The sequence below is a fragment of the Haloferula sp. BvORR071 genome (assembly GCF_000739615.1).
Lineage (GTDB): Bacteria > Verrucomicrobiota > Verrucomicrobiia > Verrucomicrobiales > Akkermansiaceae > Haloferula.
On the sequence record NZ_BATP01000019.1, the window covers coordinates 1 to 20,888 of the forward strand.

The window sequence follows — 20,888 nt, forward strand, 5'->3', positions numbered from 1 at the left end:
GGAGCCCGCCTGTTCTGGCTGATGGGGGCCGACCAATGGCGCGCCCTGCCCCGCTGGCAGCACCCCGAGCGCCTCGCGGCCGCCGTCGAGTTCATCGTCTTCGCCCGCGACGGCACCCCCCAACCACAGGGCGACTGGCGGATGCATTTCCTGCCGGGCAGCCACCCGGCCTCGGCCACCGCGGTCCGCCAGGCCATCGCCAGTAGTTCTGAGGCGCCCTGGCTGCCTCCGGCCGTCGCGGAATACATCCGCAGCCGCGGCCTCTATAAAGCCTGAACGCCTGCTTGCAGGACCCTCGCTGTCGCTCTAATCTCAAGCCCGAGTCCCTCACCCATGAAACCGATTTTCCGCACTCTGCTCCTTTGCCTCCTGCCGCTCTCCGTGCTCCACGCACAGGAACCGGCAGCACCCGCCAAGGAAAAGCGCCCCTACGAGATCGCCTTCTCGAACCTGCCGGAAGAAAAGCGCCTTGAGTACACCAAGAAGCTGATGGAGGCCCGCCGTATGTTCGCTGACAAGCGGATCTTCGAGACAATCGACAAGGCCAATGAGGCGAAGGCCATCTTTCCGGACGATCCCGAATTGCTCACCCTGATCGGTTCCTGCCAAGTCGAGTTCCGCGATTTCGACAAGGCGATGGCGGCTTTCAAGAAGGCCAGCGACCTCATGCCCGAGCGTGTGGAGACCTACTTCAACATCGCTGAGCTGAGCTTCGTGACGAAAAACTGGGCGGAGGCGGAAACCAACCTGACCAAGGTGTTGAAGCTCATTGAGCGCCAGCCTTCAGGGACGGAAAAGTCCGATAGGGCTAGCCTTCTAATCAACCGGCTGAGCGAATTCAAGCTGCTGCTGGTCAAACTAAAGCTGAACAAGGCAGCGGAGGCCGCCTCAATGGCCAAGAAATACGACTATTTGGACGACTCCCCGTACCCCTACTACGCTCAGGCCGCGATCCTCTTCTCCCAAGGCAAAGAGGTGGAGGCGGAAAACCTGATGGCACGAGGCTCCCGGATCTTCCAAGACCCCAACCTCCTTTCCCCATGGCAGGACACGATGGTGGAGTTTGGCTACGTCAAAGGGTTCTTCGGCGGTGACGAGGCTGCGGCGCCCTGAAGCGCGGTCAGGTCTCCGAATAGCGAACTCTCCACGCGTTCCAGCTTCACCCCGTAGAGGCGCGCAATCTCCGGCGCGTCCGAGGCGTGATAGATTTCGCGGTAGTAGATCTCGCGTATCCCGTTCGCGCACAGGGTCTGCATGCATGCCGTGCAGGGCATCGTGGTGGTGGCCACCAGCTTGGCCTCCCCTCGGCGGAACAGGCTGCACAGGTTCACCTCCGCATGGAGCATGAACTTCTGCCGCGCCTCGCGATCGTCCCAAAAGCCTGGCGGCGCATTGAAGCCGGGAGCCAGCCCGTTGTAGGCAGTACCGATCACGCGGTTGTCCGCATCAAGGGCGGCAGCACCCACCTTCCGGTAGGGATCTTCCGAGCGCATGCTGGCGACCTGCGCGAGCGCCATCGCATATTCAGGAATGGAAAGCCGGGACACGCGGGGACTGAACCGGGCGCGCACGGGCGAGTCAATGCGGAGCGGCGGAATGACGAATGCCGGGTTTCACCCACTCATTCCGCTCCGGCAGTAATCCGGGCCAAGCCGAGCCGCATTTGGCGCCCCTGCGGATGCAGCTCTTGGGTGGCCAGACCGATTTTGAGGATCAGGCCGGAGACTTGGGACGCCGGAAGGGTGAAGTGCGCTTCCCGAGCGCTAGGAGGTCCGATCACCGGTTGGGGCAGCTTGACCTGCGGTTCATCGCGAGGCCCTGAAATGTTCAATGGAATCTTCACGCGCCCTCCGGCGATCGTCCCTTCCAAGGTGCAGGCAACCACCTCCCAGGATGGCCCCATGGATGAAATCTCCAGCGGCTTCTCGGGCAAGCTCACGGAAAAATCGATCTGGTCTCCGGACCTCTGCGCCGTCACCGCGAAGCGATCGAAACCCACCGCCGACTCTCCCTTCGGGATACTTGTCAGCAGCAATACGTAGCCTTGAAAATCATCAAGCCCCTCCTGCCCGCCCAAGGGGATGGGCCCGGAATTCAAGCGCAGGCCACGGGCAGGCAACTCCGAGGTGGGGACGGAGAATTCCATGCTACGCCGCCCCTGGGCGTCCGGTTCCGAGAGTTTCACGGGTGCGTTCGCCGCCTTTCCGCCAACCAGTTCTGCGGACTGCAGGACCTTCGCTGCCACCGGGTCGACACTGACGACGAAGCGGCTAGCAGACCCCTCTTCGAAAGCTTGCACATCGTAGCCGTAGCGAGCCGGAAAGTCGTCCCCGGAGTCATCGAGCGAATGCCACCAAGGACGCGCCTGCGCCACGCCCAAGCAGGCCACTAACAGAATCAGCCGCGGTAAATGGCGGAGTATGGTTTTCATCGCTCACTGGAATGACACGCCAGTGGACGATTCCTTGGAAACGCTTCCAAGAGCGCTGCATTCGTCGTTCAAGTGGAGCGCCCCTTCACTTCCGCCGCTTCTTCTCCGCGATGTCCAGCGCCTCGCGCACCAGCTTGCGGGAATCCGTCCACTCCGGAGTGCTGGTCGAATTATCCTTTTCCGCAGAGGCCAAGATCTGATTCAGGCGCGAGTCATCAATCCCCTCACCCCGCAGCCAGATCCCGAAGGCCGCCACAAGCCCCGCCTGCTTGAGCGCCGGATCCTTGGTCTCCAGCGCCGGGAAGCGCTTCTTGCGACCCGCCGAAGCCACTACCAGATCCCCGGCGTCGTCGGTGGCGGACGCCAGTTCGATCAGCACCAGGGTTCGGCGGCCGGGTGGCAGAATGGCCTCCTTCGCGCCGCTGCCGCTGGTGGAAGCCAGCACCCGCACCCCGCCCTCGCGCGCGCCGGGAGCCGGGCTGAAGGACCACTCGACTTGGCGCGATCGGCCCGACTCATTTGAGATCTGCACTCCGACCAAACGGCCGGGACCGGACCACATTGAGGCCATCGAAACGCAAGCCACTTTGAGCCCCGCGAACTCACGGGTTTCCTCCGCCGCCGGCAGCGGAAAGGCATTCGCCAGCTCTTCGATCCTCACGGCATCCTTCGGCGGCAGTTGGCCCTTCTGGCGGATCCAGCCTCGCACCGAGTCATAGCTTTCGCGCCCAACCAATACCGGCAGATCGACTTCCGAAGCACTGCGCATCTCCGGCAAGGGCATGGGCGGCGGCAAGCGCGAAGGCTCCGGCAGACCGTTCGCGGCCAGATCACGGGCCATCTGGTCCAGCAAGGGGGCGGCATCGCGCTGCGGGCGGGATTGCCCCGGCGATGGTGCCGTGGAAATCCGCGGCCCGGCATATGGGGGCGCAGCCTTCTCCTCGCCACCAGACACAGCTTGATCAGGGAGACCTTCGGGAGCCCTGCCGGGTGAGAATGTGAGATACGCAGCGAAGGTCACGGTAGCCGCGACCCCGAGGATCAGCGGCCAAGGCAGCCGCCGCTTCTGCGGCTTGGCAACGGGAAACTCGACCAAGTTGTTCCTTGCTGGCTCCGTCGTCCGGCCAGCACGGCGCACGGCCTCCCGCTGGTGGGCCTGCAAGCTGGCGGCCGCCAAGCTGGCACTCAGGAATTCACTCATGCCGCGCAACTCTTCGGCCTGCGCGCGCAGTTCGGGATCGCTCTCCACGGCGCGGCCCACGGCCTCGGCCTCATCGGGCGGGAGTTCGCCGAGCACCCAGGCGCTGAGGCGGGGATCATCGGGTGGAAGGTTCATGGCGGGGAAAGGAGATCGGAGGGGAGGAGTTCGCGCAGGCGCTTGAGTCCGGTGTGGATCAGGAAGCCGACATTGCCACTGCTCAGCCCGGTGGCGTCGCAGATTTCCTGATAGCTGCAGCCATCGCGGAATTTCATCAGGATCACCGTCTGCTGGTTCTGCGGCAGACGGGCGAGATAACGCATCGTTTGGTCGAGTCTTTCGTCTTGGTCGAGGGCCCGGTCCGGCGAGGGCTCCTCACTGGGCAAGCCGTGGTATTCCGCTTCGTCCAACGGGGTCACGCGGGACTCCTTGCGCAGGACGTCCAGCGCGCGGTTGCGGCAGACGGTGAAGAGCCAGGTTTTCAGCCCGTCCCTCACCTTCGCCACATCCTGCTGGCACAGGCGGATAAACGTATCTTGGACGATGTCCCGCGCCCGCTCGACATCATGGACGAAACCGTACGCATAGCCGACCAAGGGCGACTCGTACTCAGCGAGCGCTCGTTCGACGAATTGTTCTCGGGATTCCACCATGCCGGCCGGGAGAGGCACCGTTGCCACTGGTGGAACGGACGGCTCGGGAAAATCTTGGTGAAAATCCGGGTCCATCCCTCAAATTGCCGAATGGCCGCACTCAGGCCGCTTCAGCGCACGAAGAAACTGAGGTGTTCCAGCTCCAGCGCAAGGTCGACATTATTGACCACCACCTCCTCCGGAACCTCCAGCACCACCGGCGAGAAATTCAGGATCCCTTGGATCCCCGCTGCCACCAAGCGATTGGCCACCGCCTGCGCGAAACCCGCGGGCACGCAGAGAATCGCCAGCTTTACCCCCTCCTGCTGGACGAAGGTATCGATCTCCTTGTCCGACTTCACCGGAATCGCGACCCCGCGCCGCACCGCCCCCTCTGGATCAGCGTCAAAAGCACAGATGACCTCGAAGCCTTCCTTCTGGAACCCTTGGTAGTGAAGGAGTGCCGAGCCGAGATTACCCGCCCCCACCAGCACCACCGGCTGCAGGCGCTCGCGCCCCAACACATCCCGGATCATCGAGGCCAGCGTATCCACCGGATAGCCCAGTCCCCGGGTCCCGAACTGGCCGAAATAGGCCAAATCCTTGCGCAGCTGGGCCGGCTTCACCCCCGCGGCCTTCGCAAGCGCGGTCGAACTCACCGTTTCCTGCGCGTTGTCGTGCAAACGCTGCAGGCAGCGGTGGTAGATCGACAGGCGGTAGATCGCCTTTTTGGGAATATCAACCTTTTCCACAGGACGAGGGCGGCGCGGCAGGAAACGCGGGGAATGCCGCCGGGTCAAGCTTGGGTGGAGGGTGCTGAAGCTGCATTATCAAATGCCGGTGCCCTTGTCTCAGCACTCTGGCATCTCGTGGCCGAAACGCCCTCTTAGCGGGAGACAAGGGCTCTCGGGCCTCCCCTCGTAGGAATTTCCCCTACAAATTAGCGGGGAAAGCTGGCATCGCAATTTCCCACCAAAATTTCCTAAGGACATCTCGTTTCAATCGTTCCCGCGCACGCAATGCAAAAACTCCCTTCGCTCGCACTCGCAGCAGCAGTCCTGCCCCTCGTGGCAGCCGCCGCCGAACCCAGTGCCCTCAAGCCCCTGACCGTCCACGGCGAACCCGGTGACATCGTCCAGCTCGCCGAAGACGTGCCCGATGGCGTCTATGGCCAGCCGGAGTGGCTCGGCGCCCGCCGTTTCGCCACCACCCGGGCCTACATCCAGCAGGATCCGTGGGAAGTCGGCGTGGAGCAGTGGTGGCGCAGCCGGAAGGACGGCGGCGAATGGTCGCACCTCTTCCAGGAAGAAATTGAAATCGGCCTGCCCTACCGCCTTCAGCTCGATGCCTATTACGACTGGGTGATCGATGAGGACAACCACAGCAGCTACAAGGACACCGCCTTCGAGGTGCGTTGGGCGTTGGCCGACTGGGGCAAGATCCCGCTCAACCCGACCCTCTATTTCGAATACAAGCTCACCGATCCTGACCACGGCGGTGACGTGATCGAGCCCAAGCTGCTGCTCTGCGAGGACTTCGGCGAGGGCTGGCACTGGGCCGCGAACTTCGTCTGGGAAAAGGAACTCACCGACGAACAAGGCGAGGAGTGGGCCTTCACCCAGGCGATCAGCAAGTCGATCTGCGACAGCAAGTTCTCCGTAGGCGTGGAAATGACCTACAAGTGGGAAACCACGATCGGCTCCCGCGCCGAGCCCGAGCGCCAGTTCAACATCGGCCCCAGCGTCCAGTGGCGTCCAACTGAGAACATCCACGTTGATGTGGTCACCCTCGCCGGCCTGACCCATGACTCGAAGGACTTCGAGGGCTGGTTCGTCCTCGGCTACGACTTCGGCGGCGAAGCTGGCGGCCACCACGGCACCGAGCCGATCACTCGCCGACAGTAGTCCAGCAAAGAAAGTTTATTCGGTTGTTAGAGCGGCCGGCGGTGGTGATACCATCGCCGGCCTTGTTTTTCGAGGGAAGGATCACAGTTGCCCTTCCAGCGGCAGCAAACCCAGAACCTCCACCTTGAAGCGTTGCCACGCCGTGGTCTGGGGCTCCTTGGTGAGGCGGACCGCTTGGCCGTTCTCGGTGGTGGTCCACACCAGGTTGCCGTGCTCATCGAGCTCCACACGGTAGGCATTGGTCGGGAGCCCGTTCAACACCACCTTGGTGAAGGCATCGGCGAGGACTGCGTTGTCGATCAGGATACCCAGCTCGGTGTTCAGGCGGATCGAGCGCGGGTCGAGATTCATCGAGCCGACAAAGAGCCGCTGACGATCAAAGACGAATGTCTTGGCATGAAGGCTGGCACCGCTGCTGCCCTTGCCTTTGCGAATGGCGACCCCGGCCGAGGCGGCACCGCCCCAATTGCCGGCGGGCTTGTTCTCGTAGAGCTCCACCCCCATCCGCAGCATGTCCTTGCGGTAGCGCTTGTAGCCGGCATGCACCGCCGCCACATCGGTCGATGCCAGGGAGTTGGTAAGGATCACCACCCGCACCCCGCGGCGGCGCAGCTCAGCCAGCTCCGCGATTCCTACCTTCCCCGGGATGAAGTAGGGCGACACGATCAGGATTTCCCGCCGGGTGATACCCGCCTGCTCCCGCAGCTTGGGCGCGAGGTGAGTATCGGTCTTACGGCTGCTGACCCGGACCTTGGCCGGATCGTCCGCAATCGCGGTGCCCTTGCCGGGATAGAAGATGACTTTGCCGGCCCGGAGCTTGCGGGCATAGGCATCGCTGCCCGTGCCTGCAGCTGCGAGCGAACCGTGCCGCAAGCCTTCCAGATATTCGGGCTTCACCTTGCTGCGCTTCAACTGCGTGATCCCGATGGTCGAGGGACTGTTCCAATACTGGTCGAAGGAGGCTGAGACCTCACGCACCACCGGCCCGACCGCGGCGACGTCGAAGTCGGCGAAGTTCACATCTCCCGAATAGTCGAAGTATTCGTCACCGATATTGCGGCCGCCGACGATGGCGATCTGGTTGTCGGCGATGAAAGCCTTGTTGTGCATGCGGCGATTGACGCGGCCAAAATCGCCCACCGCGCCTAACAGCCGGACGTAGCGCGTCATGACCGGATTGAAGAGCCGGACCTCAATGTTCGGGTGGCCGTCGAGCGCGAGCAGGTCATCGTCCTTGGCCGAAGTGCCCAGGTCATCGATAATCACCCGCACGCGCACACCACGGTCCGCAGCGGCCAGCAAGGCCGCCACCAGGCGCTTCCCGGTCAGGTCATTGTGCCAGATGTAGTACTGGAGATCGAGGCTGCGCGTGGCCATCGCAGCCAGCGAAGTGCGGGCATCGATCGCCTCGCCGCCTTTCTCCAGCGCATCGAAACCGGACTGCCCGGGATGCGCCGCGCCGAAGGGCCGGACCGCCCGGTCCAACTGAGTGCCCCGGCTGGCCCCGACTGCATATTCCTGCACCCGCCCGCTGGTATCCGGCAGGGGTCTGCAGGATACCGAGGCTAACAGGCATCCGGCAGCACATAACAAAAGCAAACGCATGGCGGGTGGGTGACCGCCTTTTGCTAGAGCAAGCCGGAAAAAACGGAAGAGCCGAAATCGGCAGCCTTCAGGGCTTTCCGCCCTCGCCGAGCAAGCTTTCCAGCTCCCGCTCCAGCCGCTCGCCCCGGGCATTGGTCGTGATCAGCTTGCCCTCGCGGTCGATCAGGAACATGGCCGGAATCGCATTGATCGCATACTTGGTGGCGATCGGATGCGCCCCCTCCCCCTCATGGTAATACTGCGGCCAAGGGAGTTCGTTCTTCTTCACGAAGTCGACCAGCTTCTGCTTCGCGTCCGCCCGGTCGAGCGAGATGCCAATCACCTCGAAGCCCTTCGCATGCCAAGCATCGTAGGCCTTCTTCACGTTCGGGATCTCGGCCACGCAGGGCCCGCACCAAGTGGCCCAGAAGTCCACCAGCACCACCTTCCCGCGCAGGGCGGCGAGATCGACCTCGCGGCCATCCACCGCCGTGAACTTGAGTTCCATCGGCTCCTTCGCCGCCTTCGCGACCCGCAACTCGGCTTCCCCGCGCGCGCGGACGCTTTCATTCGGACTCTCCGCCAGATGCTGCCAGAAGGCGGCCTCGCGGTCCGTGCCCTGCACACCGCTGGCGCGCAGGAGTGAGAGATAAGATTGCAGGGCCAGGTCGCCCTTCGGGAACTTCGCCGCGAGCTCGTCGTGCGCGCTCATCACCGCAGGATCGGCCGCCTTGCCGGCCTTGAACGCCACGCTCAGCTTGTTGGAAACGTCGAGCGAGAGCTTCTTCTCCGAAACTTCCCACGGCACATCCTTGGCGGCAGCCATCGCGGTTTCGAGATCGGCGAGCTTCTTGTCCCACTCTGCCTTCGCCGCCTCGTCCACGATCAGCAGATCCATCGCAGCCTTGGGCTCCGCCGTATCGTAGCCTTCCTTGGTGCCAGTGACGAACTCACCCCGAATCATGAACATGCGCAGCACCGCGGCCCAGCGCATCGGATCCTCCGGGTTCTCGGTGTAGAACTTCAGCGCCGCCTCGCGCAGCTTCTTCTGCGAGGCCTGCCGCATCATCATCAGCTCGGTGCGGCTCTTGCCGTCGAAGAACCCGGCTGGCTGCGGCCCGAGCTCGCGGTGAGCGGCATCGATTTCCGCCATCGCGGCCTTCGCTACCTCGGAAGGTGCCACCGAGTTGATCGGGACAATCGGGCCGGACTGGGCGCGAGCGGCCAGCGGCAGGAGCAGGGAGAGCAGGATCGCTTTGTTCACCCCTAAGGGCATTGGCAATTCAGCCCGCCGAGGCAACGGGATTCAGCGTGAAAATCTGCCCTGTTTTCCACCCCAGATGGCCTCACCACCCGTGGGTATGGGACGCCCCCTTCATTTGATGGATGAGCTGGAGAATGAAGACGAGCACCACGAGGACGCCGGCCACCAGCGTCACTCCCAGCATGGGACCGACATTCCGCGAGCCGGCCAGCAAAGGGATCAGGTAGCAGGATCCCAATATTACCACATAAGCGACCCGGCGATTGGAGGCCCGCATCACCAAGTCCGGGCGCTGCCACTTATCGGCAATCGCCATGATGCCACCCAAGAGCATCCAGATCATCACCAGATCCACAATCCTGGACAGCACCCCAAGATCCGCATCGATCCCGATGCCGATCCGGCTCTTCGACAGCGCGAGCGCCTCAATCGCGGCCAAGCCCCCGCTCAAAACCCCGGCGATGTGAAATCGCCCCGAAGTACTACTCAGCCGGGCACAGCCCAACATCACCAGCACATAGCCCAGCCAGTCCGGCAGGTAGTCGAAACCATTCGCCGACTGGATATCGACGAGCGAGAAAACCAAGCCCCAGAAAATGAAGCCAAAAGCCAGCGCCATGCCGCCATCTTGGGATGGCTGCAACACTCCGCACAATTGGGATTCCACGGCTCCTTTGGAGCGCTGGCATGTCTCCCGCTTCCCTCCCCCGTGATCACGTACCCTGTGACTTATTGACTGTAAGCGGGAATTGAGTATAAATCACGACTGTTGCCTGGGGTTTCCCCAAACCTCCGGGACTCCCCGCCCACCCCGCACCCCTCCCCGGATGTACGCCTTTGCTCTGTCGGTTTGCGCCGCCATCTTGCTAACCCTGCCCGGCTTCTGCCAGTCGGTCTCTTGGGAAGCAACTGGCTCCCAAGGCGACAACCAGATCGGCAACGAACTGGTCTTTGCCAACGGCGACCATGGCTTCACTGCCACCTCTTGGGGCTACACCGGCAAGAAGAACAACCAGTCCTTCTCGGAGGGCATGGGCGTGGTTTACTCCACCGGGATCGGCGTAACCAACGGCAACGAGCGGGCCTACCAAGTCCCCGAACACCAGATCGACAATGCCAGGGGCAACGACTGGATCCTCTTCGTCTTCGACGGCCCGGTGAGCGATGTGAACATCGTGGTGAATCCTTACGGCACCTGGGATCGCGACGTGACCTACTACACCGCGAATGTCTCCGGGGATGTGAACCTCGCCGGCCTCACCTATTCAGATCTGGACGAACTTGGCTTCAGCGAGCGCGTGGACGATCTCTCCACCCGCAGCAACCAGGAGCGGACCCTCAACGTGACTGGCGACGGCAGCTTCAACGCCATCCTGATCGGCGCCGTACAGGGCAAGCCCGGCGGCAAACGCGACGTAGACCGCTTCAAGATCGGTGCCGTCGACGCCACCTACTCTGTGGTGCCTGAGCCCTCCGCCGCACTGCTTGGCCTTCTCGGCGGGCTCGTGCTGCTGCGTCGCCGGCGCTAAAAGCGGCGCGCCTTCGCCCTTGGCAGCCCGCCAAGTGATGGCAATGGTTCCGCAGTGACCGCCGACCGCTTCCTGGCCCCCGCTCCCGTTTCCCTGAAGATCTGTGGGGTGACGCTCGCGGATGACGCGGAGCGCTTGGTGGAACTGGGCGTGGAAGCACTGGGAGCAAACTTCTGGCCCCAATCGAAACGCTACCTCGATCCGGCAGCCGCCGACTTCCTGCGCGGCCTGGCCGGGCGCATCTTGCGCGTCGGCGTCTTCGTGAACGCCGGCCCGGACCTGCCGCGGCGCCTCGTGGAGCAAGGCCTGATCGATGTGGTCCAGCTCCACGGCGACGAGACACCGGAGGATGCCCGCATCTTCCGTGAGGCGGGTATTCCCTTCATCAAGGCCATCGGCGTGCAGGGCTTGGAGGACCTCGCGCGGGTCCGCGACTACGGTGCCGCGGCCATCCTGTTAGATGCCCATGCCCCTGGCCTCTACGGCGGCACCGGCAAGACCATCGACTGGGCCCTGGCTCGCGCCTTCGCCGGGGAGAATCCCGACCTGCCGCTGGTGCTGGCCGGCGGCATCACCCCGGAGAATGTGGCGGATGCAGTGACAGCGGTGCTACCGGCAGCACTGGACGTGGCATCCGGTGCAGAGCTGCGACCGGGGGTGAAGGACTTTGCGAAAGTGGAGCAACTGCTGGCGAAAGCATCACCTCTCGCTCCGACCCAACGGCCGTAGGACCCATAGGACCTATATGAGGGAGCAGGACCAGCACGAAGCCATTCTCGCGTTCTGGGTCGCGATGATGGCGGCGTTGTTCGCGCTGGTGTTTCCCAGCGATGGTCACACCGTCCTCGTAAGGGAGTGGATTGCGGACGTCCGCTTGAACCTCGCCCGGCCCTTGTCGGGCGGCACCCCCTTCGATCTTTGCTTCAATTTCCTCTACCTCGGCCCGGTCCTGCTCTGGCTGCTGTCTCCCTTCCTATCGCGGGTCTATGGCCAATCAAAGGCGGTGCGGGTGCTGGCGAAGGTGATCTCCGCGATCGCGACTGCCGCCACCAGCATCGCGTTCTTCTTTGCCGACCACCGCAAGCCGAGCTTCTGCGCGATCCTGCTGGCGGCCATCGCTCATACGATAGGCATCTTCCTGATCAAGAAGGAGCATCCGGATCAAGCCTAGTCTGACCACCTCCCCGGCCCCTAAATCGTCCAGCGCAGACTGGTGCGACAGGCGATGAAAACGCGAGCGCGGAGCTGATCACGCTGACTGATCCCGCGCTGGGACAGCAGATGTTCTGGAGAACTTGTGGTCGAGCAACTGCCCTGGGCCCAACAGCCATCAGCCCTATACGACCCATAGCACCCATTTCCGAAGCCAGCCTTGCACCCCGCCCCCTGATATCCCACACCACCCGGCGTGGAACGCGAAGAACTGCCGTTGGACCGCCGCTTGCGCCAGGAGACTTTGTTCGCACGCGAGCGGGTCTATCGTTTCGGGCAGGCAACCCCGCTGGAGCACCTCGTCCTGCCGGGCCGTGGCCCGGGACCGGAAATCTGGGTGAAGCGCGAGGACCTCTGCGCGATCAAGGCCTACAAGTGGCGCGGCGCGTGCAACCGCATGGCCGTGCTCAGCCCGGAAGAACGGGCAGCGGGCGTGGTCACCGCCTCCGCCGGCAATCATGCCCAAGGCGTGGCCCTAGCGGCCCGCTCGCTGGGCATTGAAGCCCGCATCTACATGCCACGATCCACGCCCCGGGTGAAGCAGGCCGCGGTGCGGCATCATGGCGGCTCTCACGTCGAGATCCTGCTCTCCGGCGATAGCTACGATGAGGCCGTAACCGCGGCGCGCGAGGACGCGCAAGCCAGCGGCGCCACCTACATCCATGCCTATGATGACCTGCAGGTCATGGCCGGCCAAGGCACCTTGGCGGATGAGGTGGTACTCTCCGGCCACGGCCCCTTCGATGCCGCCTACCTTCAGATCGGCGGCGGCGGCATGGCGGCCGGCGTTTCCGCCTGGCTGCGGACCTACTGGCCCCAGATCGAGCTGGTCGGCGTGGAAGGCAGCGGCCAAGCCTCGATGAAGGCAGCCATCGAAGCCGGTGAACCGGTGGCACTCGATCAAGTGGACATCTTCTGCGATGGCACCGCGGTGCGGAAGGCGGGCGAACTGCCCTTCGCAATCTGCCGCGAGACCCTCGACCGCATGGTCACGGTGAGCAATGCCGAGGTCAGCCAAGCGATCCGGCAACTGTGGGAAGGCCTGCGCTGCGTCTCCGAACCTTCCGGCGCACTCGGCCTCGCCGCGGTGATGCAGGAACGCGAGAAGCTCGCGGGCAAGCGCGTGCTGATCGTGATCTCCGGCGCGAATATCGATTTCCTCCAGCTCGGCCTGATCGCCCAATCCGAGGGCTCGGCCCCGAATGCCACCCGCAGTCTGCGGGTGCGGATCCCCGAGCGGCCCGGCACCATGTTAGAACTGCTGGATACCTGCTTCGCCGGGCTCAACATCACCGACTTCCAGTACGGCAAGACCCACGCCAGCGACGCTTGGCCAGCCTTCACCATCGGCGCCGAGGACCCGGCCCTGATCGAGGCCCTGCCGGAGAAACTGGCGGCGGGTGGCTTCGAGTGGGAAGACCTCAGTGGTGCCGTCGACCTCGCCTTCCGGGCGATCTCTCTGCACAGCGAGTTGCTCGGTTTCCCCGCCTTCCTGCGTTTGGACTTCTACGAGCGGCCCGGCGCTCTCCACGACTTCCTGGACAAGCGGGTCCGTGGCCGCGCCAGCCTGTGCTACTTCAACTACCGCCAATCCGGGGAACGGATCGGCCGCGCCTTGATCGGCTTGGACTTCGCCACCGAGGCAGAACGCGACGCCTTCACCGCCGCGGTTCCGGAGCACGGCGAAGGCTATCGCTCGTGCAAGGTGCTCGATTCGCGCACCCGCGCGCGCCTGCTTGGCCAGTAGAAAACCTGTCGCCTGTTTGGGTGACGGATTTTGGGAAATAGCCAAATTCCCACAGCAATCCCACATTCGGACTATAGAAACCCACAGTTTTTTTGTCGAAAGGGCCCCGGAAAGTGAGTTTCGGCTGGATGCCGGAGAATACTTCGTGAATACGTGGAGGATCGTAGAACTGGACGTGAAAGCAGCCGGGATTTGACCTACCCCTCACTGCTGCGGACCAGAGCTACGACGGAAACAACGATGAATGGCGCGAAAAGCCGCAAACGTCAGCTCAAGCCTAAAAGCCCCGGATTCGCACTCGTTATCTCACTGTCACTGATGGTTCTGTTGACCATCTTGGCCGTGGGGCTCCTTTCGCTCTCCACGATTTCGTTGAGAGCCTCCTCGCGTGAAGATGCGATGGCGACGGCGCGTGCCAATGCCCGGATGGCCCTGATGCTGGCGATCGGCGAGCTGCAGAAGCAGGCAGGACCCGACCAGAGGGCGACGGGCACTGCCGACTTGGCCGGTACGGCCACGGGCGATCCTCTGGCTGTGGGAACGGCGCCACTCAACAACACCTCGGTCAACAGCGTCACGAAAGGCCTGTCGATGGTGCAGCCGGGCACCCGCTACTGGACCGGCGTCTGGAACCAGACCGCCGCGACCACGCAGATCTATACCCGCACTCCCTCCCCCGCTCTCAAGGCTTGGCTAATCAGCGGCAACGAGGGCTTGCCTGCGGCCAACCGTCTCACCCCGGCAACCACGATCGCCTCGGTCGACGGCAGCGGCAATGTGAGCGACACGACCAAGGCAGTCGTGCTGGTCGGCAAGAACACCGTCGGCTCCACGGACACCGACCGCTACGTCGGCGCCCCCTTGGTCGAGATTGGTGGCACCAAAAAGGACACCAAACCGGTCGGCCGGCATGGCTGGTGGATCGGCGACGAAGGGGTCAAAGCCAAGTTCAACCAAGTGCCGGAGGACAATCCGAGCCAGAAGATGACCTATGAGACGATGGGTGACCGCCGTGCAGGCTGGGAAACCGTCGATGGCTTCGGCGACTATCCTTCTCCGGGTGCCGGCAATGCAAAGTCGATCGCCAATGTGGTCACCTTGCCGGAAGGCGGGCTTCTCAATCCGAGCTTCGGGAAGAGCGGCAGCTCGGAATCTCCGCTGCAACGGAATTTTCATGCGGCCACGGCCGACAGCCGCGGCTTGCTGGTGGACAGCTTCAACGGCGGCCTGCGGGCGGACCTGACGGCCTATTTGCGGTCCGGTTTCCCGGATCCGACGCTCAACGTCATTCCCACCAGCATCACCAACTTCCGCAACATGAAGGGACCGAAGTGGTCCCGGATCAAGGATTTCAGCGACCTCGCCACGACGACGACGGACGGCGGGAAGCTGCTCGTCAAAGCTGCGCCTAACGACGCTGGCATTGCGATCGCTCCGACCATTACCGAGATCCGCTTCGTCTTCGGGGCTCGGATGGTCCCCGCTGGCGGCGACACCTACAAGATCAACCCTTGCGTCAAGATCGCGATCGGACTCGGCAATCCGTATCCCTATCCGCTGAAGTGGAACTCCGCCCTCGAGCTGGAGGTCACCAACTCCCAACCCTCAGGGACCCAGGGTGTCGATGGCGGCTACAAGCCCGCCTGCATTTACAATGCTGTCGGCCAACCGGCTTTTGTTCCGGCCACCCCCAGCAGCCCCGCCGTGCTGAACAACGCGGTCTTCCGGATCCCCGCGGATGAAATCCCTGCCGGTGAGGCCCGGGCCTTCACCATCGGGGGACCGGTGGTTCGCCAATCGAACAGCACCAGCCGCGTGACGGTGGATCTCAAGCCCTTCGCCTCCAGCCAGCCCGCGAACTTCGACAACTGCGTGGAACTCACGCACGACTCGGTCAACAACCTCGCGAATACCCTGGCGATGGACATGCGCGAGTCCTGGACCACCACCCAGATCACCATCGATCTACGCACCGGCTCGGGTACCAACACCCTGCTGCGCCGGCTCGAGCGCTTCGAACTCGACAATGGCTACTACGCGTCCACCACGCGCAACATGACCAAGGAGAAGGCGAAGACGATGAGCCGCCCCTTCCCCATGCACTTCTACGGCTTCCAATTCAGCCAGCCGGGGAACGATTACAAGGCGCTGCTGCCCAATCCTTCGGGGGTTGATCCGCTCGGACTGCGCGGCTCCACGCTGCGCTCCTTCACCGACTTCAACTTCCAGGGCAAGCGCTTCCACAAGCCGATCGCGTCCTACAATCCGCCGCCTTACTTCATGGAAAGCGCGGACAGCCTGGCCAACCTGCCCTTCAACGATCCCGGTGGTCAGACTGGCGACGCCTTCACCCGGAATTTCGCCATCAGCCAGCTTGGTTGGGGCCGCTCGCCGAACGATACCAAGAAGGTCATTCTCTTCAGCCCGCAAAAGAAGTTCGTCTCCCTCGCCCAGCTCCAGCATGCGGACATGACGGGTGACGACCAGTTCGGCTCGGTCGGCCACCAGCCCGGGAATGCCGTCGGCAACTCCTATGCCACGCCCTTCGTGAAGCGCTCGCTGAGCGTTCAGTCGCGCACCAACTTCACCCTGACAGGGGTAAACAGCTCCGGCGGCTTCCAGTCCCTGGCGGCGAATTACTACGACCTCGCTTACCTGCTCAACACAGCCCTCTGGGACAGCTACTACTTCTCGGCCATGCCCCAGTCGGGCTTGTCCGTCCCTGAGAATCCGGCCCTGATCAGCATCCATCCGGGACTCGAATCGCCGGACATGCGCGATGCCAAGCTCGCCGCCGCGCATCTCATGATCGATGGCTCCTTCAACGTGAATTGCACCCGCAAGGAAGCGTGGAAGGCATTGCTCTCCGGCAGCAAGCACCTCAAGCACCCGGCCGACGGAACATCCACCTCGGGTGACGCCCTCTACCCCCGCAGCCTTGAGCAGACCAGTTCAGCTGCCTCACCGCCCACCGGAGAGATGGAGGATTCCTTCGCCGGCTTCCGCCGTCTGAACGACGCGCAGCTCGACGCCTTGGCCACCGAGATCACCCGCCAGGTCCGCATGCGCGGCCCCTTCGTTTCGCTCTCGCAGTTCGTCAACCGGGCAATCGCCGACATCACCCGCAACAAGGTGCTGAGCCGGGCCGGTGCCCTCCAGGTCGCACTCGATGAAAGCGGTGCCAACATCAGCGTCACCGGTGCCAAGAACGTCTTCAAGAACATCAGCGTCACCGAAGACCGCGTCAACCTGCAGGCGAATGGCAGCGCTCCCCGCGGCGACCTCGATGGCTCGCGCGCGTTCAGCATGAATGAGACCAATCCGAGCGAGCCGGTGTGGGCCACCACCTCCAAGGATTTGAACCCCGGCGCTCTTGCCGGCATTCTGGCGGACCGCCCGATGCTGACCAATCCGAGCTTCCGCAGCGAACAGGGTTTCCGCTCCACCGGTATCCCGGGCTGGGTTACCCAAGCGGACCTCCTGCAGGTGATTGGCCCGGCGCTCGCCGCCCGTTCGGACACCTTCCGCGTCCGTGCCTATGGCGAGGCGACCGACCCCGTAACTGGCGCTCCGATTGCCCGTGCTTGGTGCGAGGCGATCGTGCAGCGGATGCCAGAGTATATTGACGGCAGCGATGCGGTGGGGGATCTTCCCGCCCAACTGGATTCGAAGGTGAATCAAAACTTCGGCCGTCGTTTCTCGATCATCTCCTTCAAATGGCTCTCGTCCAATGAGATTTAATTCCCTGCTTCGTCCCGCCACAGCGCTCCTTTTGCTTGGCAGCCTCTCGCCTCTCGCCCGCGCCCAAGAGGCGTCGGTGTCGATGAAACTGGATCTGGTGTCTTGGGGTGATGACATCCCCGGCTTGAGCCTGAAGTCCTCGGGCAAGGGCACGCCGGTGACGGCCAAGGCCTTCACCTACACCAAGCCGGTGAGCTACGCCGGACCCGCGATCATGGAGATCCACCAGGAGGGTGCGGATCCGGCCGCCGCGAAGGCCGGTGCCCAGAACCCCGCAGCGATCTCTCCGGAGCTGAAGGCACTGCGGGAGAAAGACCCCAGCATCGTCGCCCTCGCGAAGTTACCCGCCAACTCGAAGCGGGCCACGGTCCTGATCGCAGCGGCGCAAGGTGGCACCTACCAGACCTTCGTGATCGACGATGATCCAACCAAGCTGCCACTCGGCAAGCTGCGGATCCACAACTACGCGCCCATCCGGGTCGCGATCACCTGCGATGGCATGAAGCCGATCGCGATGAAGACCAGAGACTCCTTCCTCGCCACCCCCAAGGACGGTCAGGTGGTTTACGAACTCGCCTACGAGAAGGACGGCGCTTGGAAGACCCAGGAGAACAATCTGATTGCGGTCACACCCGACGAACAGGTTCAGCTCATCATCCTGAAGAGCGATGCCAGCTTCTTCCAAAACAGCGACGGCTCACGGTCAGGCTTCATGCAAAGCGTGACCCTGCGCCGCCCGGGCAAGGATGCGCCGGAGCCGGCAGCCGCCACCCCCTGAGCCCGCCTCGTCTCAGCTCGACTACTTCACAGCGCCCGCCAGCCTTCAGGCTCGGCGGGCGTTTGCTTTTACCCGGCTCCCCCACCCTCTTCTTATCCCATTTATCCCGGTCCCAATCTTCAGACCAAGATCGATGCGGTGAAGAGCCCTGCGGGCCGTGGCGGTATTCCTCCTAAAATCCCCGGGACCCCAGCCGTTCTGATCTGATGGCGGGCTGGCGATTCCAATCGGAATAGCCCGACTTTCGAAAAACACTTTGACAGTGGGGGGCCTCGGAATTTCACTGCCCCCGCGCTGAGATTCATTCTCAATAACGATTTCCCAGTCCCGTGCAACCTCTCCTCTACGCCCTGAATATCGGCACTCTGGCCACCTGGCTCACGGTTTCCGGGGCTAGCACTGTGGCCGTGGCGATCAAGATTCACGAGCGCCTGCCGAAGCTCAACGAGCCGAAGGCCGACGAGATCGAGATGGCGATCACCGAGGAGATCATGGGCTCCGCTCCTCCCGCCGCGCCGGAAGACGCCGCGGTGACGGAGGAGATCCAGCAGCAGGAAGTCGTCCCGGAAGAGATCGTGCCGGAAGTTCCCGAAATGCCGGAGATCCCTGAGATCGCGGAAATGGAACCGCTGCCGGACATCCCCGATCTTCCCGCCACCCCGGATGGCGAACTCAAGCCCAAGCCACAGCCCGCGGCTCCCAAAAAGAGCGAACAGCCGAAGCAGGCCTCGCGCACCGCCACCACCAATCGCGGCGGTGCCAGCGGTCAAGGCACAGGCGAAGGGGCTGGCACCGCCAAGGGCTCCGGCAATGCGGCCACCGGATCCGCCCGCTGGGCCGGTCTCCGTAAGGTGGAACCGAACTATCCCTCTGCCTGCCGCCGCGCCGGCCAAACCGGTAGCGTCAGCGTCGTGTTCACAGTGGATGAGCGCGGTTACGTGGTGAACGCGCGGGTCAGCGCCCCCTGCCCCTACGCGGAGCTCAATGAGGCCGCGCTGGCCTCCGTCCGCCGCTACAAGGCAACTCCCGGTCCCCGTGCCACCAACACGCAGGTCGTCAGATTCAAATTGAACAATTGATTCATGCTGCTCTCGAACATCGTCCTCAAATACTTCCATGAGGGCGGCTGGGTCATGTGGCCCGTGGCTGCCACTTTCTTCCTGGCCCTCTGCGTTCTGCTGGAACGCACGATTTGGTGGATCGCCTTGAAGCGCTCCCTGCGCCCCGATGCCCAGGAACAAGCCCGCGAGGCGCTCGGCACCGGTGATTTCAACACCGCGTGGCAGATCGGCGAGCAAGGCGAGGATCCCTTCCTCATCAATCTCAACGAGGGCATGTCCCACGCCCATACCTCGATGCTGGCGGCGATGCACCTGCACGCCACGCAGTGGATCGAGAAGTCTGAAGCGCGGATGTGGATCCTGGGCACCATCATCACCCTGGCTCCCCTGCTCGGACTGCTCGGCACGGTGGTCGGCCTGATGGGTTCCTTCGGCGAACTCGGCGGTGAGGAACTGGCGGTGAACAAGGTCACCGGCGGTATTGCCGAGGCCCTGATCGCCACCGCCTGCGGCCTGGGCATCGCGATCAGCTGCCTGCTGCCCTACAACTATTTCCGCAAGCGGGTCTCCGCCTTCCGCAACGCCTTCGAGCGCTGGATCAACCACGCCGAGTTGCTGGTCCAGTCCGCCAAGGCCCACGGCCATGACCTGGAGACCTTCGCTGTCTCCCGCCACACCAAGAAGCGCTAAGCCCCGATGCCGGTCAAACTCCAGGGAGGTGGCGACGACCATGAGGACGATGCGCGGATCGAGATCGTCCCGCTGATCGACATCATGTTCTTCCTGCTGGCCAGCTTCATGATGGTCAGCCTGTCCATGACCCAGATCCACCGCGTGAACGTGAAGCTGCCGAATGCGGCGACTTCCGACCGCCAGATCAAGGTGCCGCCGGTCCACCTCGCGGTGGACGCCCACGGCGTGGTGACTTGGGACGCCAAGATCGTGACGCCGACGGAGGTGACCGAGCGCCTGCTTGCCCTGCCACCGAGCGATGAGAACCGGGTGATGATCGCCGCCGATGGCGCGACGATGCACGCCCAGGTGCTGGCGGTCATGGATGCGGTGCGCGCCGCCAAGATCGACAAGATCAGTTTCGAAACGAAGAACCCTGCCCGGTGATCTCCACCCGCCTGCTGACTATCATCAATGCCGCCGGCTGCCTTGCCCTCGGCGGCTTCATCCTGCTGCAGTGGTTCGATGGCAAGGCCACCGAGGCCAAGCTCCACCAGGCACTCGCCGATACCATCGTCGAAAAGAACGCGCGGGGTGAAGCGGAGCACCGCGTGAAGCTGCTGGAGTCCGACATCGCCGGTCTGAAGTCCTCGATCGAATCGATCCAAGCTGCTTCTGATGCAGCCGAAAAGGCCGCGACTGAGAAGACCCAGCAGCTCGATGCGGCGAACAAGCTGCTTCAGGATGCCGATGCCAAGCTCAAGGAGTGGGAAGCAGCGGTGAAGGCCCGCGATGAAGCGCTGGCACTCCGTGACAGCAAGCTCGCCGAGGCCACCGAGAAGCTCAAAGAGCTCAATGCCAACCTTGTGGCGGCGCGCAAACGGCTCGATGAAGCCGTCGCGCAGCTGAAGAAGGCCGGCGCGCAGTAAGCCGTCCCTTTGAGAACGCGGCACGCAAACGACGGCCGATCGAGCCGTCGTCACCCTCCGTTTTGAGGGTGTCCTCGTGCCCTTCGCGAGCATTCCCGGGGCCTCTCGCTGACCCCGCTTTGCTGCGGCGTCCGGCCTTAAACCAAATTCTGCGAAGAAAGTTTCGCGGGACGATCCAGATATTTCCCAATGGCTTCTAAGAACTG

At 63.4% G+C, this 20,888-nt stretch carries 20 protein-coding genes and 1 pseudogene; 13 read left to right on the forward strand and 8 right to left on the reverse strand.

Translation table 11 applies throughout. The annotated features are described in order from the left end of the window. Window positions 1-276 (forward strand): annotated as a pseudogene (locus tag BV071_RS08280) (nicotinic acid mononucleotide adenylyltransferase); the annotation flags it as partial. A 57-nt stretch (window positions 277-333) separates the two neighbouring features. Further along, window positions 334-1,113: a hypothetical protein gene (locus tag BV071_RS08285; RefSeq protein WP_035604902.1), complete on the forward strand. Its 780-nt coding sequence runs from the start codon at window positions 334-336 to the stop codon at window positions 1,111-1,113. On the opposite strand, the gene BV071_RS08290 is transcribed toward BV071_RS08285, so the two are convergent. The 5 genes from BV071_RS08290 to BV071_RS08310 form a co-directional block, all read right to left on the reverse strand. After that, window positions 1,068-1,547: a deoxycytidylate deaminase gene (locus tag BV071_RS08290; RefSeq protein WP_265594215.1), complete on the reverse strand. Its 480-nt coding sequence runs from the start codon at window positions 1,545-1,547 to the stop codon at window positions 1,068-1,070. The two genes, BV071_RS08285 and BV071_RS08290, sit on opposite strands and share 46 nt — an antisense overlap. 74 nt (window positions 1,548-1,621) lie before the next feature. Continuing rightward, complete coding sequence (locus BV071_RS08295; protein WP_265594216.1) at window positions 1,622-2,431, reverse strand: hypothetical protein; 810 nt, start codon at window positions 2,429-2,431, stop codon at window positions 1,622-1,624. A gap of 85 nt (window positions 2,432-2,516) precedes the next feature. Further along, a complete protein-coding gene (locus BV071_RS08300; RefSeq protein ID WP_035604906.1) occupies window positions 2,517-3,767 on the reverse strand; it encodes a von Willebrand factor type A domain-containing protein in 1,251 nt (416 codons plus the stop codon). Next, on the reverse strand, window positions 3,764-4,282 hold the full coding sequence (locus tag BV071_RS08305; protein ID WP_035605270.1) for a sigma-70 family RNA polymerase sigma factor: 519 nt from the start codon (window positions 4,280-4,282) through the stop codon (window positions 3,764-3,766). The genes BV071_RS08300 and BV071_RS08305 overlap by 4 nt, the downstream gene beginning before the upstream one ends. A gap of 110 nt (window positions 4,283-4,392) precedes the next feature. After that, window positions 4,393-5,013 (reverse strand): redox-sensing transcriptional repressor Rex, encoded by a 621-nt coding sequence (locus BV071_RS08310; protein ID WP_035604908.1) that lies wholly within the window; start codon window positions 5,011-5,013, stop codon window positions 4,393-4,395. Between the two features lie 267 nt (window positions 5,014-5,280). Between BV071_RS08310 and BV071_RS08315 the strand changes: the two genes are divergently transcribed. After that, on the forward strand, window positions 5,281-6,165 hold the full coding sequence (locus tag BV071_RS08315; protein WP_035604911.1) for a transporter: 885 nt from the start codon (window positions 5,281-5,283) through the stop codon (window positions 6,163-6,165). 81 nt (window positions 6,166-6,246) lie between these two features. On the opposite strand, the gene BV071_RS08320 is transcribed toward BV071_RS08315, so the two are convergent. The 3 genes from BV071_RS08320 to BV071_RS08330 form a co-directional block, all read right to left on the reverse strand. Next, on the reverse strand, window positions 6,247-7,770 hold the full coding sequence (locus BV071_RS08320; protein ID WP_035604914.1) for a phospholipase D family protein: 1,524 nt from the start codon (window positions 7,768-7,770) through the stop codon (window positions 6,247-6,249). Between the two features lie 67 nt (window positions 7,771-7,837). Beyond that, complete coding sequence (locus BV071_RS32675; RefSeq protein WP_265594217.1) at window positions 7,838-9,013, reverse strand: TlpA disulfide reductase family protein; 1,176 nt, start codon at window positions 9,011-9,013, stop codon at window positions 7,838-7,840. Window positions 9,014-9,095: 82 nt separating this feature from the next. Next, entirely contained in the window at window positions 9,096-9,656 is a 561-nt protein-coding gene (locus BV071_RS08330; RefSeq protein WP_035604917.1) for a hypothetical protein, read from the reverse strand. 184 nt (window positions 9,657-9,840) lie between these two features. Here BV071_RS08330 and BV071_RS08335 point away from each other — a divergent pair, with 184 nt between their 5' ends. The 10 genes from BV071_RS08335 to BV071_RS08380 all read left to right on the forward strand — a co-directional run bounded on the left by BV071_RS08335 (window position 9,841) and on the right by BV071_RS08380 (window position 20,682). Next, complete coding sequence (locus BV071_RS08335) at window positions 9,841-10,542, forward strand: hypothetical protein (protein ID WP_035604920.1); 702 nt, start codon at window positions 9,841-9,843, stop codon at window positions 10,540-10,542. Between the two features lie 54 nt (window positions 10,543-10,596). Next, window positions 10,597-11,271 carry a phosphoribosylanthranilate isomerase gene (locus BV071_RS08340; protein ID WP_052573054.1) on the forward strand — a complete coding sequence of 225 codons (675 nt, stop codon included), beginning with the start codon at window positions 10,597-10,599 and terminating at the stop codon, window positions 11,269-11,271. A gap of 16 nt (window positions 11,272-11,287) precedes the next feature. Beyond that, entirely contained in the window at window positions 11,288-11,713 is a 426-nt protein-coding gene (locus BV071_RS08345; protein ID WP_035604923.1) for a hypothetical protein, read from the forward strand. Between the two features lie 237 nt (window positions 11,714-11,950). Then, complete coding sequence (locus tag BV071_RS08350; protein WP_035604925.1) at window positions 11,951-13,501, forward strand: pyridoxal-phosphate dependent enzyme; 1,551 nt, start codon at window positions 11,951-11,953, stop codon at window positions 13,499-13,501. A gap of 318 nt (window positions 13,502-13,819) precedes the next feature. Next, window positions 13,820-17,242: a hypothetical protein gene (locus tag BV071_RS08355; protein WP_035604928.1), complete on the forward strand. Its 3,423-nt coding sequence runs from the start codon at window positions 13,820-13,822 to the stop codon at window positions 17,240-17,242. Further along, window positions 17,232-18,020 carry a hypothetical protein gene (locus BV071_RS08360; RefSeq protein WP_265594218.1) on the forward strand — a complete coding sequence of 263 codons (789 nt, stop codon included), beginning with the start codon at window positions 17,232-17,234 and terminating at the stop codon, window positions 18,018-18,020. Before BV071_RS08355 ends, BV071_RS08360 begins: the two co-directional genes overlap by 11 nt. Window positions 18,021-18,349: 329 nt before the next feature. Next, on the forward strand, window positions 18,350-19,099 hold the full coding sequence (locus tag BV071_RS32680; RefSeq protein ID WP_052573055.1) for an energy transducer TonB: 750 nt from the start codon (window positions 18,350-18,352) through the stop codon (window positions 19,097-19,099). Window positions 19,100-19,102: 3 nt separating this feature from the next. After that, window positions 19,103-19,771 carry a MotA/TolQ/ExbB proton channel family protein gene (locus BV071_RS08370; protein WP_052573056.1) on the forward strand — a complete coding sequence of 223 codons (669 nt, stop codon included), beginning with the start codon at window positions 19,103-19,105 and terminating at the stop codon, window positions 19,769-19,771. A gap of 6 nt (window positions 19,772-19,777) precedes the next feature. After that, window positions 19,778-20,200: a biopolymer transporter ExbD gene (locus BV071_RS08375; protein ID WP_052573057.1), complete on the forward strand. Its 423-nt coding sequence runs from the start codon at window positions 19,778-19,780 to the stop codon at window positions 20,198-20,200. Then, entirely contained in the window at window positions 20,197-20,682 is a 486-nt protein-coding gene (locus tag BV071_RS08380) for a hypothetical protein (RefSeq protein WP_035604934.1), read from the forward strand. The genes BV071_RS08375 and BV071_RS08380 overlap by 4 nt, the downstream gene beginning before the upstream one ends. The last annotated feature ends 206 nt before the right edge of the window (window positions 20,683-20,888 follow it).